18 protein-coding genes are annotated in these 15,428 nt (G+C 67.7%); 11 read left to right on the plus strand and 7 right to left on the minus strand.

The window, feature by feature from the left end; genetic code table 11:
* Window positions 1-6 precede the first annotated feature (6 nt).
* From G5A07_RS08960 to G5A07_RS08970, 3 genes are all read right to left on the minus strand, one after another.
* Window positions 7-1,044 carry a LacI family DNA-binding transcriptional regulator gene (locus G5A07_RS08960; protein ID WP_019336632.1) on the minus strand — a complete coding sequence of 346 codons (1,038 nt, stop codon included), beginning with the start codon at window positions 1,042-1,044 and terminating at the stop codon, window positions 7-9.
* A gap of 149 nt (window positions 1,045-1,193) precedes the next feature.
* Window positions 1,194-1,445: a BolA family protein gene (locus G5A07_RS08965; protein ID WP_010486717.1), complete on the minus strand. Its 252-nt coding sequence runs from the start codon at window positions 1,443-1,445 to the stop codon at window positions 1,194-1,196.
* Window positions 1,446-1,465: 20 nt separating this feature from the next.
* Complete coding sequence (locus tag G5A07_RS08970) at window positions 1,466-1,765, minus strand: YciI family protein (RefSeq protein WP_032129789.1); 300 nt, start codon at window positions 1,763-1,765, stop codon at window positions 1,466-1,468.
* Window positions 1,766-2,140: 375 nt separating this feature from the next.
* Between G5A07_RS08970 and G5A07_RS08975 the strand changes: the two genes are divergently transcribed.
* The 3 genes from G5A07_RS08975 to G5A07_RS08985 are packed head-to-tail and all read left to right on the plus strand — an operon-like array spanning window position 2,141 to window position 5,562.
* The gene (locus G5A07_RS08975; protein WP_010486714.1) at window positions 2,141-3,046 is read left to right on the plus strand and encodes a ScpA family protein; all 906 of its coding nucleotides are present in this window, start codon (window positions 2,141-2,143) and stop codon (window positions 3,044-3,046) included.
* Window positions 3,047-3,059: 13 nt separating this feature from the next.
* Window positions 3,060-3,935, plus strand: coding sequence for an SMC-Scp complex subunit ScpB (gene scpB, locus G5A07_RS08980; RefSeq protein ID WP_049453069.1), 876 nt, complete (start codon window positions 3,060-3,062; stop codon window positions 3,933-3,935).
* A complete protein-coding gene (locus G5A07_RS08985) occupies window positions 3,928-5,562 on the plus strand; it encodes a pseudouridine synthase (RefSeq protein ID WP_071306023.1) in 1,635 nt (544 codons plus the stop codon). The genes scpB and G5A07_RS08985 overlap by 8 nt, the downstream gene beginning before the upstream one ends.
* A 116-nt stretch (window positions 5,563-5,678) precedes the next feature.
* Here the strand turns inward: G5A07_RS08985 and G5A07_RS08990 are convergent, their stop codons facing one another.
* Window positions 5,679-6,467 carry a helix-turn-helix transcriptional regulator gene (locus tag G5A07_RS08990; protein WP_049453065.1) on the minus strand — a complete coding sequence of 263 codons (789 nt, stop codon included), beginning with the start codon at window positions 6,465-6,467 and terminating at the stop codon, window positions 5,679-5,681.
* Window positions 6,468-6,557: 90 nt separating this feature from the next.
* Here G5A07_RS08990 and G5A07_RS08995 point away from each other — a divergent pair, with 90 nt between their 5' ends.
* The gene (locus G5A07_RS08995; RefSeq protein WP_049453063.1) at window positions 6,558-7,685 is read left to right on the plus strand and encodes an MFS transporter; all 1,128 of its coding nucleotides are present in this window, start codon (window positions 6,558-6,560) and stop codon (window positions 7,683-7,685) included.
* A 95-nt stretch (window positions 7,686-7,780) separates the two neighbouring features.
* Window positions 7,781-8,074 carry a hypothetical protein gene (locus G5A07_RS09000; RefSeq protein WP_125438027.1) on the plus strand — a complete coding sequence of 98 codons (294 nt, stop codon included), beginning with the start codon at window positions 7,781-7,783 and terminating at the stop codon, window positions 8,072-8,074.
* On the opposite strand, the gene G5A07_RS09005 is transcribed toward G5A07_RS09000, so the two are convergent.
* From G5A07_RS09005 to G5A07_RS09015, 3 genes are all read right to left on the minus strand, one after another.
* A complete protein-coding gene (locus G5A07_RS09005; RefSeq protein ID WP_010486698.1) occupies window positions 8,061-8,495 on the minus strand; it encodes a hypothetical protein in 435 nt (144 codons plus the stop codon). The genes G5A07_RS09000 and G5A07_RS09005 overlap by 14 nt on opposite strands.
* 103 nt (window positions 8,496-8,598) lie before the next feature.
* Window positions 8,599-9,405: an amidohydrolase gene (locus tag G5A07_RS09010; protein WP_100446243.1), complete on the minus strand. Its 807-nt coding sequence runs from the start codon at window positions 9,403-9,405 to the stop codon at window positions 8,599-8,601.
* Window positions 9,406-9,419: 14 nt separating this feature from the next.
* Window positions 9,420-10,568, minus strand: a complete 1,149-nt coding sequence (locus G5A07_RS09015; protein ID WP_043401496.1) for a pyridoxal phosphate-dependent aminotransferase — start codon at window positions 10,566-10,568, stop codon at window positions 9,420-9,422.
* A gap of 196 nt (window positions 10,569-10,764) precedes the next feature.
* On the opposite strand from G5A07_RS09015, the gene ccmA reads away from it, so the two are divergent.
* The 6 genes from ccmA to G5A07_RS09045 form a co-directional block, all read left to right on the plus strand.
* Window positions 10,765-11,394: a heme ABC exporter ATP-binding protein CcmA gene (gene ccmA / locus G5A07_RS09020; protein WP_019336398.1), complete on the plus strand. Its 630-nt coding sequence runs from the start codon at window positions 10,765-10,767 to the stop codon at window positions 11,392-11,394.
* Window positions 11,391-12,086, plus strand: coding sequence for a heme exporter protein CcmB (gene ccmB / locus G5A07_RS09025; RefSeq protein WP_006456616.1), 696 nt, complete (start codon window positions 11,391-11,393; stop codon window positions 12,084-12,086). The genes ccmA and ccmB overlap by 4 nt, the downstream gene beginning before the upstream one ends.
* A gap of 43 nt (window positions 12,087-12,129) precedes the next feature.
* Window positions 12,130-12,900: a heme ABC transporter permease CcmC gene (ccmC, locus tag G5A07_RS09030; protein ID WP_191863183.1), complete on the plus strand. Its 771-nt coding sequence runs from the start codon at window positions 12,130-12,132 to the stop codon at window positions 12,898-12,900.
* Window positions 12,897-13,085 (plus strand): heme exporter protein CcmD, encoded by a 189-nt coding sequence (locus G5A07_RS09035; RefSeq protein WP_019336397.1) that lies wholly within the window; start codon window positions 12,897-12,899, stop codon window positions 13,083-13,085. Before ccmC ends, G5A07_RS09035 begins: the two co-directional genes overlap by 4 nt.
* Window positions 13,082-13,543, plus strand: a complete 462-nt coding sequence (gene ccmE, locus G5A07_RS09040) for a cytochrome c maturation protein CcmE (protein WP_019336396.1) — start codon at window positions 13,082-13,084, stop codon at window positions 13,541-13,543. The genes G5A07_RS09035 and ccmE overlap by 4 nt, the downstream gene beginning before the upstream one ends.
* The coding region (locus tag G5A07_RS09045; protein WP_191863184.1) for a heme lyase CcmF/NrfE family subunit at window positions 13,544-15,428 on the plus strand (1,885 nt) is incomplete at its 3' end.

Here is a 15,428-nt window from a genome sequence, read left to right on the forward strand (position 1 = left end):
CTGGCTTCAACGGCCCGATGGCGGAGTGGTGGAATCGCGAACTATCAAGCGGGGAACCAGGGTCTGCTTGTCCCCTGTCCCGTCCGTGGAGGTGCCGTCCATCAACTGCAGCAGGCGCGTCATGGCCCGGTCGCCGAGCTCGGCGATGCTGACCTGCATGGTGGTCAGCGACGGGTGGACGAAACGCGCCAGTGGAATATCATCGAAACCCGCCAGGGCCACATCGGCCGGGACACGGACCCCTGCCTGCGTGAACGCATACAGGCAGCCCAGCGCCATCATGTCGTTGGCGGCGAACACGGCATCAGGCAGCGCTCCGGCTGCCAGCAACTCCTGACCGGCGCGATGGCCGGAAGCTTCGTCGAAATCACCGGGCAGCTCGATGCCTTCGGCGCCACCGCCAAAAGCCGCCAGCGCGTCACGGAAGCCGCGCAGGCGCTCGCGCGCGTCGAAGTTGAGATCCGGGCCAGAAATGAAAGCGATGCGACGGTGGCCAGCGTCAAGCAGATGACGGGTCATCGCCATCGCACCGGCGTGGTCGTCGATGCTCAGCACCGGGTGGTCCTGCCCGGGAAGATAGGTGTTGATCAACACCGTCGGCAACGACTGCGGCAGGTTGTCGGTCAGGAAGCCCGGGCTCTCGGCATAGGGCGAGAGCACCAGCAGGCCGTCGACGCGGCCGCGCATGGCGCGCAGGGCCGCACCCTGCTGCTCCTGGTCACCGTGGTAGCTGGACACCAGCAGGTGCTGGCGGCGGCTACGGGCGACATTGTCGATGCCACGCATCAGCTCGGAGAAGAATTCGCCGTACAGGTCCGGCAACACCACGCCCACCGTATTGGTGCGGCGGCTGCTCAGGCTGCGGGCGGCGGCGTGCGGGGTGTAACGCAGCCGTGCGGCGACCTCCAGCACAAGCTGGCGGACCGGTTCGGCGACATTTTCATGCCCGTTGAGCGCGCGGGAAACCGTGGCCACGGAGACCCGGGCTTCGCGTGCGACGTCTTTGATTGTGATAGCTGCCTTGTTCACGAAGCCGCCCTCCACGGCTTGGACCTACCAGCATTGGCGCGGAATGTAAGCGTTTCCATCTGGGCTTGTAAACAGTCCGTTAGGCGAATGTCCCGAAATGGACATGGAAATCTGTCTGCAGCGAGCCCCCGCGGGGACCCGCCAGGACAGCGTGGGACAAAGGCTCAGCCCTGTTCTGACGGGGTCTGCGCGCGGATGGACAACGCGTGGATGTCGGTCTCCATCATCGCCCCCAGCGCGGCGTACACCGCGCGATGCCGGGCCAGCGGGCCCAGTCCGGCAAAGCGTTCACTCACCACATGCACGTTGAAATGGCCGCGGCCATCGCGCGCACCGGCATGGCCTGCGTGGCGATGGCTGTCGTCTTCGATCTCGAGCACGCTCGGCGCCAGGGCATGCTGCAGCGCATCACGCATTCGCGAGATCCGTTCCGCGCTCACGGCAACACCTTGCGAAACGGTCGCACCTGCACGCGGGTGTAGACGCCGGCGGCCACGTACGGGTCGGCGTCGGCCCAGGCCTGGGCCTGCAGCAGCGACTCGAACTGCGCGATCACCACCGAGCCGCTGAAACCGGCCGGGCCCGGGTCTTCACTGTCCACCGCCGGGCACGGGCCGGCCAGCAGCAGGCGTCCCTCGTCGCGCAGCGCGTGCAACCGCGCCAGGTGTTCCGGCCGCGCCTGCAGCCGCTGCGCCAGCACATCCTGGCCGTCATACCCTTCGATCACATACCACACCGGCATTTCCTCGCTTGCGTTGTCGGGTCCGCAGATTCTAGCCAATGCGGCCCCTGCCCCGGCCCGGCTGGACACTGGCGCGACAAAGGCTTACCCTAGACTCCATTGCACGTGGCTGGATGCAGCAGCCCGTCGGTTTTTGCGGCCAACGCAGCCCCCGACGACCGTCCCGCTGCTTCAAACCGGTCCACCTGGCCGGGCCACGTAGACGACCTCCCCGTAGTTCCGTCGCCGCCGTTTCCTGCGGCGCGTCCTGCTGTTTGATATGTGTGGAATCGCGCCGATCCCGGCGTGTCTGGTGCCCTGGGGCTCCGTGGCGTTGGCCCGGCGAACCCGGTGCCGCGACTGGTCCGTTGCAATCCTGATGTCCATTAGATGACTTCCGAACTCGCGCTCGACGCGAACCCGCCAACCCGGCCGCCCGCCCCACAGCAGCAGGAAATGCCGCTGGCCGTGGTGCATGGGCAACCGGTCCTGCAGATTCCGCAGGACCTGTACATTCCGCCGGACGCGCTGGAAGTCATCCTGGATGCCTTCGAAGGCCCGCTGGACCTGCTGCTGTACCTGATCCGCCGCCAGAACCTGGATGTCCTGGACATTCCCGTTGCCGAGATCACCCGGCAGTACGTGGAATACATCACCGTGATGCGCGAGCTGCGCTTCGAGCTGGCCGCCGAGTACCTGGTGATGGCGGCGATCCTGGCCGAAGTGAAGTCGCGCATGCTGCTGCCACGCCCGGTCAGCGAGGAAGGCGATGAGGCCGACCCGCGCGCCGAGCTGGTGCGCCGGCTGCAGGAGTACGAACGCTTCAAGCAGGCCGCCGAGGACATCGACGCCCTGCCCCGCCAGGATCGCGACACGACGGTGGCGCATGCCTTCATGCCCGAACGCGCTACGGTGAAGCTGCCGCCGCCGGTGGACCTGAAGGAGATGCTGCTGGCCCTGCACGACGTGCTCAAGCGCGCCGAGCTGTTCAGCGGTCACGCCATCAAGCGTGAGGCACTGAGCGTGCGGCAACGCATGGGCGAAGTGCTGGGACGCCTGGAAGATGGCAAGTTCTATCGTTTTGAAGGGCTGTTCACGGCCGAAGAAGGCAAGCTGGGCGTGCTGGTCACGTTCCTGGCGGTGCTGGAACTGGCCAAGGAACAGCTGCTGGACATCGTCCAGGAAGAACCGCTGGCGCCGATCTACGTGAAATCGCTGGCCGCCGGCAACACCAATGCCCCGCTGCAGTTCAGCAGCGAGTTCGACGACAACGACGCCGCCAATGCAGACGAGTGAGCGCTGACTGCCGATGGATCAACTGCTGATCAACCGCATTGTCGAGGGTGCCTTGCTGGCCTCCAGTCAGCCGCTCACCCTGGCCCAGCTGAAGGACCTGTTCCCGGAAGAGGAACCGGCACCGCCGGGCAGCATCGAACGCGCGCTGGAACGCCTGCGCGAAGCCTGCGAAGGCCGCGGCGTGGAACTGGTCGAGGTCGCCTCCGGCTTCCGCTACCAGGTGACCGGCGAAGTGCATGGCTGGATCAGCCGGCTGTGGACCGAACGCAAGACCCGTTACACCCGCGCCACCCTGGAAACCCTGGCGCTGATCGCCTACCGGCAACCGATCACCCGCGGCGAGATCGAGCAGGTACGCGGCGTGGCGGTCAGCAGCAACATCATCCAGGCGCTGGAAGAACGCGAGTGGATCCGCGTGGTCGGCCACCGCGATGTGCCCGGCAAGCCTGCGCTGTTCGGCACCACCAAGGGCTTTCTGGATTATTTCGGCCTGAAGCGATTGGATGAGCTGCCACCTCTGTCGGAACTGAAGGACCTGGGCGAGCTGGAACCCCAGCTGTCCCTGGACCGCGATGCGCCAGCAGCAGCAAGCGCCGACGGTCCTGACATCTCGGCCGGCGACGAAGGCGCTGCCGCGAACGATGATGCCGGCCTGGCCGGCAGTGACACCCCCGATTCCGCCGACGCAGCTCCTGCGGCGGCTATGGATGAGCAAGCACCTTCGCCCCTCGATGATGGGCACCCCGATTCCGCGCCGGGCGAGCGCGCGGTGCCAGTGAACGAACGCGAAGACAACGCCGTCGCGATGACGACCGTGGCTGTTGACCAAGCCGATTCCGAACCAGAGGCCGACCTCGAAACCGTCGGCCGGAGCAAAACTGATGAGTGACACCCCCCGTAACAAGCTCTCGCTGAAGCGCGAAGCCACCTCCGAACAGTTCAAGCTGGAAGAGCGCCTGCACAAGGTGCTGGCCCAGGCCGGCCTCGGCTCGCGCCGCGCGCTGGAACAGCGCATCGCCGAAGGCCTGGTCAAGGTCAACGGTGAAGTCGCGCAGACCGGCATGTCGGTCAAGAGTGGCGACAAGATCGAGCTGGATGGCCGTGGCTTCGTCGCCACCGCCCTGGCCGAGCCGTCGCGCGTGCTGGTCTACAACAAGCCGGAAGGCGAAGTGACCACCCGCGATGATCCGGAAGGCCGCCCCACCGTATTCGAATCGCTGCCACCGCTGAAGGGCGCGCGCTGGATCGCGATCGGCCGCTTGGACATCAACACCACCGGCCTGCTGCTGGCCACCACCGACGGTGAACTGGCCAACGCCATGATGCACCCGTCGTTCGAGGTCGAGCGCGAATACGTGGTCCGCGTGCGTGCGCCGGAAGGCGAGGAAAAGGTCTCCGACGCCATCGTCGACCGCCTCACCCGTGGCGTGGCACTGGAAGACGGCCCGGCCAAGTTCGACGAGATCGAACGCATCGGCGGCACCGACTCGCACGACTGGTTCCGCGTCGTGGTGAAGGAAGGCCGCAACCGCGAAGTGCGCCGCCTGTGGGAATCGCAGGGCTGCCAGGTCAGCCGCCTGAAGCGCACCCGCTACGGCAAGGTGAGCCTGCCGCGCGAACTGGCCCGCGGCCATTCGGTGGAACTGGGCACCACGCAGGTTGAAGCCCTGCGCGCGCAGCTGAAGCTGGAAGAAGGCGCGCCGTCGGCACTGACGCTGCAGCCGGTGATCGGCCAGCGCCGCGCCGCCAAGACCACCGTGCGCGTGCGCGAAGGTGGCCGCGGCAACGCCTACGTCAACGGCCACAACACCGCCGACGAGGGCCGCGAGCTGCGTCGTTTCGATAACGTCCGCGAAGACCGCGGCCGTGGTCGCGGCGGCAAGGGCGGCGGCTTCAAGGGTGGCCTGACGGTCAGCGGTGAAGCGGCAGCCAAGCAGTCGCAGAAGCCGTTCAAGCAGCGCGCCCAGAAGAACGACCGTTCGCTGCCGGAAGGCAACCCGGCCGCGTTCCGCACCTGGTACGTGCCGGATGGCGTGAGCACCGGCCCGAGCGGCCATCGCAATGCCGGCCCGGGCGCACGTGGCCCCGGTGCCCGTGGTCCGGGTGCAGGCGGCCAGGGCCGTCCGTATGGCAAGCCGAAGGGTCCGGGCGCAGGCGCCGGTGGCGGCCAGGGCCGTGGCGGTTTCGGCGGTGAAGGCCGTGGCGGCGCAGGCGGCCAGGGTCGTCCGGCCGGTGCGGGCAACCGCTCGCAGGGCCAGGGCAACAAGCACCCGTACGGCCATCCGGGCAATGCCCCGAGCTTCCCGTCCGACCACGCCACGCCGGGCTTCAACCCGTATGGCAGCCCGAAGCCGGCACAGGGCGCCCGTCCGGGCGGCCGCGGTCCGGGCGGCGGCAACCGCGGTCCGGGCGGTAATCGCGGCCCGGGTGGTCCGGGTAGCAACCGTGGCCCGGGTGGCCCCGGCGGCAACCGCGGTCCGGGCGGCCCGCGCCGCAGCGGCCCGCGCGGCGGCTGATCACCGGCACGCCTGAAATGAAAAACCCCGGCGCAGGCCGGGGTTTTTCGTTGAAAAGGGGACGGAAGGGATTAAGTCGTTTTTGCCACGGCCTGTGTCGAAGAGGCGAAAGCGACTTAATCCCTTCCGTTCCCTTTTGCGTGGCGCTGGAACGCGGCGGGCGTGGTGCCGGTCATGCTGCGGAAGAAGGCGATGAACGGGCTCTCGGCGGAGAAGCCGGTGTCCTGCGCCACATGCGCGACGCGATGACCCAGCAGCAGCAACTCCATGGCCCGCATCAGTCGCCATTGCTGGCGCCAGGCCTGGTAGCTCATGCCGGTATCACGCTGCATCAACCGGCCGACGGTACGCGCGCTCAGGCCCGTGCGCGCGGCCAGCTCCCCCAGTTCGGGCGGCAGCTGCTCGGCCAGCGGCAGGCAACGTGCGATCCGCGGATCACGCGGTAAAGGCAGGTCCATCGGCGCCACCGGTGCAGCGGCGATTTCCAGCACGCACAACGCCAGTTGATGGTGCGCGCGCGGCGACTGCCAGTCATGGTCGAACGGCGCCTGCGCGATCGGCTCCAGCAAGGCCTGCAGCAGCGGACCGACGCCGATGATCGCCGGCTGCCGGGGCAGCTGGGCCGACAGGGTGGCGTCGAAGTACAACGAACGGTAGTCGACTGCCTGGCGCATCTGCGCACGATGGCGCAGCCCACCCGGAATCCACGCCGCGCGCGCGGGCGGCAACAGGCTGACGCGGTCACCGTAGGTCAGGCGCGTACAGCCCTGCCGGGTGTACAGCAGCTGCGCGCGTGCATGCTGGTGCCAACCCGAGTCGTGATCCGCCAGTGAGGCCGCGATCCCCAGCACCGGAGCGCTCCAGGCATCGGCATCGAAGTGCGCGTCCGGCTGCAACCAGGCCATGTCCTATTTTATACATTTGATGACAGGACAGACAGGGTGCGCCATTGCGGGCGCGACCACAATGCGCGGCCCTGTTCCTGGAGCGCCCGCATGTCGCGCCGCCTGTTGTTGCTCGCCATTGCACTGCTGATGTTTCCGCAGCTGGCACAGACCCTGTACAGCCCGGCCCTGGCGGATCTGGCCGAACGCTTCGCCCTGCCGCCGAGTGCCGCCAGCCAGGCCATGAGCCTGTACCTGTTCGGCTTCGCTGCAGGCGTGCTGCTGTGGGGGCGCCTGGCCGATCGTATCGGTCGTCGCCCCGCCCTTCTCTGTGGCCTCGGCGTCTTCGGAGCAGCTGCACTGGGCGGGCTGATGGCTGGCAGCTTCGGCCAGGTGCTGCTGGCCCAGGCGTTGGCCGCAGTCGGCGCCGCCGCCGCTTCGGTGGTGACCCAGACCGTGCTGCGCGACCATCTGCAGGGTCCAGCGTTGGCGCAGGCATTCTCCTGGATCGGCATGGCCCTGGCCCTGAGCCCGGCCATCGGCCTTGCACTGGGCACGCTGCTGGTCGCCGCCCATGGCTATGCCGGCGTACAGTCCGGCCTGCTGCTGGTTGCTGCCTTGCTGGCAGTCGCATGCCTGGCTGGCCTGCGCGAAAGCCGTCCTGCACATATCCCGCACACGCCCATGCTGCCGCTGCTGCGGGAACTGCTGCGCGATCGCTGGATCTGGTCACACGCGTTGCTGGTGATGGCCTTCAACGTGGCGATGTACAGCTGGTATGTGCTCGGCCCCTTCGTGTTTGCGCGCCTGCACTGGCCAGCCACCTGGTTCGGCGCCAGCGGCGCGGTGCTGGCACTGGGCTCGGCACTGGGCGCGTGGGGCAATGGCCGCCTGCTGCGTGCAGGCGTTGCCACAACCACGCGCATCCGCATCGCCGCAGGACTGGTTCTGACGGGAGGCCTGCTGGCCGCGCTGCTGCATGATCACCCTGCCCTGGTCGCGGCGATGGTGCCGGTGGTGACGGGCTTCGGCCTTGCCATTCCCAATGTGCTCGGCCAGGCCTTGCGCGGCTATCCACACTGTCTCGGCAGCGCAGGCGCGCTGTTCGGCCTGCTCTACTACCTGCTGATCGGTGCGGCAATGGCGCTGGTCGGTGCAGTGCAGCTTCTGGCACCGACCCTCATCGTGTGCGGCCTGCTGGCCTTGTGGCTGCAGCGGCAGCGTCCCGCTGCAGCCTAGGAATTGCTGCAAAAGCAGCGCACTGTGCGCGCCTTCCGGGAACGGCTTTGATTCCCTGGCTATCGTGCGCGCTCTCCCACAAAAGGCAGATGCTCATGATCACCATCACCGCCGAACAGGCCCGCGCCAACGTCGATGCCGCCAAGCGCCCGATCGAACTGTTCTACCGCGATCTCGACAACGCCATCCAGATCGGCTCGGAAAATGGCCGCCGCTACGTCGTGTTCGGCTTCAGCCAGGTGATGGCCAGCGAGCAGCTCGTCGAAGACGTGGTCGCACAGCTGCTGAAGAATGGTTTCGGTGTTGAACGGTTGTTGAGCGATTCCGAACAGCACTACATCCGCATCAACTGGGGAACTGCCGCGCCGTCGCGCCTCAGCGCCGACTGAGGGTGAACGCGGTGCCGTCCACGCCCAGGTCCCAGCCCTTGCCGGTACCGGACAGGGCCAGCGAGATGTCGCCCTTGGTCATCACCTGCGCGTTGCTGGACTTCACCGCACCGGCATGCGCGCCGACCGAGGCGTAAGTGCCCAGCAGCTCGTTGACGCTGACCGCGCCGGTGAAGCTGCCACGCCCGTTGGTGATCTTCGACTTGCCGACGGTCAGGCCGCCCCCCTTCATCTGGATGCGCACCGGCAGGCTGGCGCCGTTGCTGCAGGTGACCGTGCCATTACCGGATGCGGTCTTGTAGATCAACGACCAGCCGGACAGGTTGTAGCGCAGCTCGCAATCGAGGTTGCCGGCAGCGTGCGCGGCGGGGGCCAACGCTGCGGCGGACAGCGCCAGCAGCAGGGCGAAGGGCTTGTTCATGGCGGGACTTCCAGTTCGGTCGGACTGGCGGCGAATCTAACAGCGCGCACGTGCACGTTGAATGCAGGCGCGCGCGCTGGTGCGGCGGCGTTCAGGCCGTCGCTCAGGCCTGCTCGTCCAGATGGAAGGCATCGGCATCAAGCATGGCCGGGAAGCGCGCGCGGTGTGCTGCCAGCGCCTCGGCCGAGACGGTGGTGGTGACCACCTGTTCGCGTTCACGGATCTCCACCTGCGGTTGGCCGAGGAAATCCAGCACCGCGCTGTCGCCGGTGTAATGCAGCTGGTTGCCATCGACGCCGACACGGTTCACCGCAGCAACGAAGCACAGGTTCTCGATCGCACGTGCACGCAGCAGTGTCTTCCACGCATAGGCGCGTGCCGACGGCCAGTTGGCAACGAAGATCTGCAGGTCGAAATCCAGCTGCTGCGGACGCTCCACGTTGTAGCGGTTGCGGCAGAACACCGGGAAACGCAGGTCGTAGCAGACCTGCGGATTGATCCGCCAGCCCTTCCATTCCACGCTCAGGCGGTCGCGACCGGCAGCATAGCGCTCGTGCTCGCCGCCGTAACGGAACAGGTGGCGCTTGTCGTAGTACTCCAGGTTGCCATCGGGCGTGGCGAACAGCAGGCGGTTGTAGACGCCTTCGCCATCACGCAACTGCACGCTGCCGATCACCGCCGCGTTCAAGGCCCTGGCCTGCTCGCGCACCCAGGCCACGGTCGGGCCGTCCATGCCTTCGGCCTGGGCGATGGCGTCGTTGGAGAAGCCACTGGTGAAGGTCTCCGGCAGGATCACCAAGTCGGTGGTGCCGGCCAGCGGTGCCAGCAGTGCGCCGTAGTACTCACGGTTGCCCGCCGGATCATGCCAGCGGGTGTCGCCCTGGACGAGGGAAATGCGCAGGTCCTGCATGGTCACTGCTCCGCTCAAAGAAGGCGCAGGCGTTCGATCGCCGCGTCCATGGTCGCTTCATTCTTGGCGAAGCACAGGCGCACCAGTCGCTGGCCGGCCGGCGGATTCTCGTAGAACGGCGACAGCGGGATGGCGGTCACGCCCTTCTCGATGGTCAGCCACTTCACGAACTCGTGGTCCGGCAGGTCGCTGATGGCCGAGTAATCGACCAGCTGGAAGTAGCCGCCGGGGACCGGCAGCGCCTTCAGGCGGGTGCTGGCCAGCTGCTCGCGGAAACGGTCGCGCTTGGCCTGGTAGAACGCGCCCAGCTCGAGGTGGTGTTCGGGCTCATCGCGGATCATCGCAGCGAAGCCGTACTGTGCCGGGCCGAAGCTGGTGAAAGTGTTGTACTGGTGCACCTTGCGGAACTCGGCGGTCAGCGCCGGCGGCGCGATTGCGTATCCGATCTTCCAGCCGGTGCAGTGGTAAGTCTTGCCGAAGCTGGAGATGACGAACGCGCGCTCGCGCAGCTCCGGGTAGCGCAGCGCCGATTCATGGCGACGGCCGTCATAGATGATGTGCTCATACACCTCATCGGAGATCAGGTAGATCTGCGTGCCGCGCAGCAGCTCGGCCAGCGCCTGCATGTCCTGCGCCGACAGCATCGCGCCGGACGGGTTGTGCGGGGTGTTGACGATCAGCATGCGGGTGCGCGGGGTGATCGCCGCACGCACGCGGTCCCAGTCGACGGCAAAGGTCTGCGGATCCAGCGACACATGCACGGCCTTGGCGCCGGCCAGGTCGATCGCCGGCTCATAGCAGTCATACGCCGGGTCGAGCACGATCACTTCCTCGCCGGCACGCACCACGGCGTGGATGGCGTTGAAGATGGCCTCGGTACCGCCACTGGTGACGGTGATCTCGCTGTCCGCATCGACCTGCGCGCCGTAGCAGTCCAGCGCCTTCTGCGCGATGGCCTGGCGCAGCGGCGCCACGCCGGTCATCGGCGGGTACTGGTTCAGCCCGGCGGCCATCGCCTTGGCCGTCTCATCGATCAGGCGCTGCGGCGCGGAAAAGTCCGGGAAACCCTGGCCCAGGTTGACCGCGCCGTGTTCGGCGGCGAGCTGGGACATCACGGTGAAGATCGTGGTACCGACCTTGGGCAGCTTGGTGTTGGGTTGCATCGGCCTGGAATCTGGGGGAACGAGGCCCAGAAGTGTACGAAATCCACGCTGCGACTGTGGGTTCAGCCGGTAGCGCCGGGCCATGCCCGGCGGCTCTTTGCATATGCCTTGCGGCCGCCGGGCATCGCCCGGCGCTACCGGGACAGCATTCACCGCTACAATTGCCGCCGCACTCCGGCATGAAGACCCCTGCCCCTTGAACACCCCTGCATTGCTGGCCGCCAGCGGCCTGAGCTTCTCCCGCAATGACGAGCCGGTGTTCGGCCCGCTGGACTTCCATGTGGACGCCGGCGAAGCCCTGCTGGTGCAGGGCGGCAACGGCGCCGGCAAGACCACCCTGTTGCGCGTGCTGGCCGGCCTGGCCCGGCCCGGTGCCGGGCAGGTGCAGATCGATGGCCGACCGGCCGGCAATGCCGAGCGCGCGCGCTATGTCGCCTACCTCAGCCACCTGCCCGCATTGAAGCCCGATCTGGACACGCTGGAGAACCTGCACTTCCTGTGTGGCCTGCACGGCCGCCGTGCGCGGCAGATGCCCGGCAACGCGCTGGCCATCGTCGGCCTGGCCGGTTATGAGGACACCCTTGTTCGGCATCTGTCCGCCGGGCAGAAGCGGCGGCTGGCACTGGCACGCATCTGGCTGTCACCGGCGCCGCTGTGGCTGCTCGACGAACCCTATGCCAACCTCGACCTGGAGGGCATCACCCTGGTCAACCGGATGATTTCCGCACACCTGCGCGCCGGTGGCGCGGCACTGGTCACCACCCATGGCGCCTATGCCGCACCGCCGGTGCGTACCCGCCAGCTCGACCTCGGCGGTGCCGCATGATCGCGCCAGGCACCGAACCGGGCCTGTGGCAGACCGCGGGCGCCCTGCTCAAGCGCGACCTGCGCCTGCTCTGGCGCCGCCGCGGCGATGCGCTGCAGCCGCTGCTGTTCGCGGTGCTGGTGGTGGTGCTGTTCGCGCTGGCGCAGGGTCGCGAGCCGCAACTGCTGGCCGCCACCGCAGGCGCAGTGCTGTGGCTTGCGGTGCTGCTGGCCGGGCAGCTGTCGCTGGATTCACTGTTCCGCTCCGATGCCGAAGACGGCTCGCTGGAACAATGGCTGCTGGCGCCGGTGCCGCTGGCCTGGCTGGTGCTGGTGCGCGTGCTGCTGCACTGGGCCACCACCGCCCTGCCGTTGATCGTGGTCAGTCCGCTGCTGGCCGAAATGCTGCATCTGCCGCATGACCAGCTGCCGATGTTGCTGGCATCGTTGCTGCTGGGAACGCCGTTGCTGAGCCTGATTGGTGGCGTGGTCGCCGCGCTGACCGTAGGCATCCGACGCTCTGGTATTCTCGTGGCGTTGCTGTCGCTGCCGCTGTACGTGCCGGTGCTGGTGTTCGGCGCAGGCAGTCTGGCGGCAGCCGGACGCGGACAGGATCCGGTCGGTGCGCTGCTGATGCTGGGCGCCGGCCTGCTGGTCGCGCTGGTGCTGGCGCCGTTGGCCACCGCCGCTGCAATACGTATTTCTCTGAGTTGACCGAGCTGAGAGCCAATCCACCCCTGCTGGATAGCCGCCACGCATGAATCCGATTGTCCGCTGGTTCCACCAACTCGGTTCGCCCCCCACGTTCGACCGATTCGCTGCCCGCTGGTCGCGGGTGTTCTACCTCGCGGCGGTGCCGGTGCTGCTGGTCGGCATGTGGCAGGCGCTGCTGGTGATGCCGCCGGAAGCCAAGCAGCTGGACAGCTTCCGCATCCTCTACATCCACGTGCCCAGTGCCTGGATGAGCCTGTTCGTGTTCGCGCTGATGGCGCTGTATGCCGCCATCGCCCTGATTTGGCGGATCAAGGTCTGCGAGATCCTGGCCATGGCCTGTGCGCCGATGGGCGCCGGCTTCACCCTGATCACCCTGCTGACCGGCAGCATCTGGGGCAAGGGTACCTGGGGTACCTGGTGGGACTGGGACCCGCGCATGACCAGTGAACTGGTGCTGCTGTTCCTGTACCTGGGCGTGATCGGCCTGTACCACGCCATCGAGGACCGCCGCAGCGCCGCGCGCGCGGCCGGCCTGCTGGCCATCGTCGGTGTCAGCCTGCTGCCGGTGATCCGCTATTCGGTGGACTGGTGGGGCGGCCTGCATCAGCGCCAGTCGATCAACGTGTTCGGTGAATCGGCAATCAGCAGCGCGATGATCGCGCCACTGTGGTGGATGGTCATCGGCACCAAGTTCTGGTTCGCCGGTTCGGTGCTGGCCAAGGCCCGCGCCGACAACCTCGACCGCGAGGCCGGCAAGGCCTGGGTCGGTGGCCGGGTCGATGCCGCACGCGCGGCCGGGGAGGCCCAGCCATGACCCACCTGCCCTATGTGATCGGCGCCTACGCCGTGTTCGTGCTGGTGCTCGGCGCCGATGCCATCGGTTCGTGGCTGCGCCTGCGCATGGCACGCCGGTTGGCGCTGGCACGCCAGCAGCGGCAGCAGACCCGTGCCGTCAAACAGGATGCTGCGGCGCCGCTGTCGACGGAGCTGGAACGATGACGCCAGTACAACGCCGCCGCCTGGCCTGGGTACTGCTGGCCCTGCTCGCCTCCGGGCTGGCCACCGCACTGGTGGCGATGGCGCTGGAACGCAACATCGCCTACCTCTACACGCCCTCGGAAGTGCTGCGCGGGGATGTCGACGCACAGTCGCGGTTCCGCCTGGGCGGCATGGTGGTGAAGGGCTCCTTCAACCGCCCGGTCGGTTCGCTGGAAGCGCGTTTCGAAGTGACCGACGGCGATGCCCAGCTGGCGGTGACCACGTCGCGGATCCTGCCGGACATGTTCGCCGAAGGCACCGCAGTGGTCGCCAGTGGCCGCCTGCAGGAGGGTGTCTTCGTCGCCGACGAAGTGCTGGCCAAGCACGATGAGAAGTACGTGCCGAAGGAAGTGGCCGACAAGATGGGCGACGCCCATCGCAAGCACGACGTGCCGGTGACGGCACCCGAGGTGCGCTGAGTGCTGCCCGAACTGGGTCAGATCCTGTTGTTGTGCGCGTTGCTGGCCTCGCTGCTGCAGGCCGGCCTGCCGCTGGTCGGCGCGCATCGCAGCAACACGGCATGGATGGCGGTGGCACGGCCGGCCGCCTTCGCACAGCTGCTGCTGCTCGCCGGCGCCTTCGCGGTGCTCACCGCCGCGTTCGTGCAGCAGGACTTCTCGGTGCGCTACGTGGCCGAGAACTCCAATTCGTTGCTGCCGATGATCTACCGCTACTCCGCGGTCTGGGGTGCGCACGAGGGCTCGCTGCTGATGTGGGCGCTGGTGCTGGCACTGTGGACCGGCGCGGTGGCGCTGTTCTCGCGGCACCTGCCTGCACCGGTACAGGCGCGCGTGCTGGCGGTGATGGGCGTGGTCAGCGTCGGCTTCCTCGCCTTCCTGATCTTCACCTCCAATCCGTTCCTGCGCCTGAACCCGGCGCCGCTGGAAGGCCGCGACCTCAACCCGCTGCTGCAGGACCCGGGGCTGATCATCCATCCGCCGATGCTGTACATCGGATACGTGGGCTTTGCCGTTCCGTTCGCATTCGCGGTGGCGGCCCTGCTGGAGGGGCGCATCGATGCGCGCTGGCTGCGCTGGACGCGGCCGTGGACCAACGTCGCCTGGGGCTTCCTGACCCTGGGCATCGCACTGGGCAGCTGGTGGGCCTACTACGAGCTGGGCTGGGGCGGCTGGTGGTTCTGGGACCCGGTGGAGAATGCCAGCTTCATGCCCTGGCTGGTCGGTGCGGCATTGATCCATTCGCAGGCCGTCACTGAAAAGCGCGGCACGTTCGGCAGCTGGACCCTGCTGCTGGCGATCGCCGCCTTTGCGCTGTCGCTGCTGGGCACGTTCCTGGTGCGCTCCGGCGTGCTGACCAGCGTGCATTCGTTTGCCGCCGATCCGTCGCGCGGCCTGTTCATCCTGGTATTCCTGTCGGTGCTGATCGGCGGCAGCCTGCTGCTGTACGCGCTGCGCGCCAGCCAGCTCAGCGTAGACGCCGACGACCCACGCCGTGGCTTTACCGCCACCTCGCGCGAGACCCTGCTGCTGGCCAACAACCTGCTGCTGGCCACGGCCTGCGCGATGGTCCTGCTCGGCACGCTGTACCCGCTGCTGGCAGATGCACTGTCGCTGGGCAAGATCTCGGTCGGCCCGCCCTACTTCGGCAGCCTGTTCCTGCTGCTGATGGCGCCGATGATCCTGCTGCTGCCGTTCGGCCCGCTGGTGAAGTGGCAGCGCGACCAACCTTCGCGTGCATTCGCCCTGCTGGCGCCCTGGCTGGGGCTGGCGGTGCTGCTGGGCGCGCTGGCCTGGTGGCAGGCGCCGCAGAACGGCTGGAAGGCCGGTCTCGGTGTCGCCGCCGCGGCCTGGGTCGGATTCGGTACCGCACGCTTCGTCTGGCAGCGCCTGCGTGGCAATGGTCGCTTCACCGCCGAGATGCTCGGCATGATCGTCGCCCACGCCGGCATCGCCGTGTTCCTGGCCGGTGCGTTGCTGGTGGAAGCCCTGAACGTGCAGCGCGAAGTGGCGCTGGCACCTGGCCAGCAACTGGTGGTCGGCCGCCACGAAGTGCGCTTCAAGGGCGTGGACCATCGCGAAGGTCCCAATTTCATCGCCGACCGCGGTCACCTGCGGGTGTTCCGCAACGGCCGCGAACTGGCCCTGCTGCATCCGGAGAAGCGCCAGTACGCCAGTGGTGGTCAGGTGATGACCGAGGCCGGCATCGATGCACGCTTCGACGGCGACGTCTACGTGGCATTGGGCGAGCCGCTGGGCAACAATGCATGGGCGGTCCGGGTCCACATCAAGCCGTTCGTGCGCTGGATCTGGCTGGGCGCGCTGGCCTGGTGGCAGGCGCCGCAGA

Origin of the sequence: Stenotrophomonas sp. AS012628 (assembly GCF_010608305.1) — a bacterium.
Taxonomy (GTDB): Bacteria; Pseudomonadota; Gammaproteobacteria; order Xanthomonadales; family Xanthomonadaceae; genus Stenotrophomonas; species Stenotrophomonas geniculata.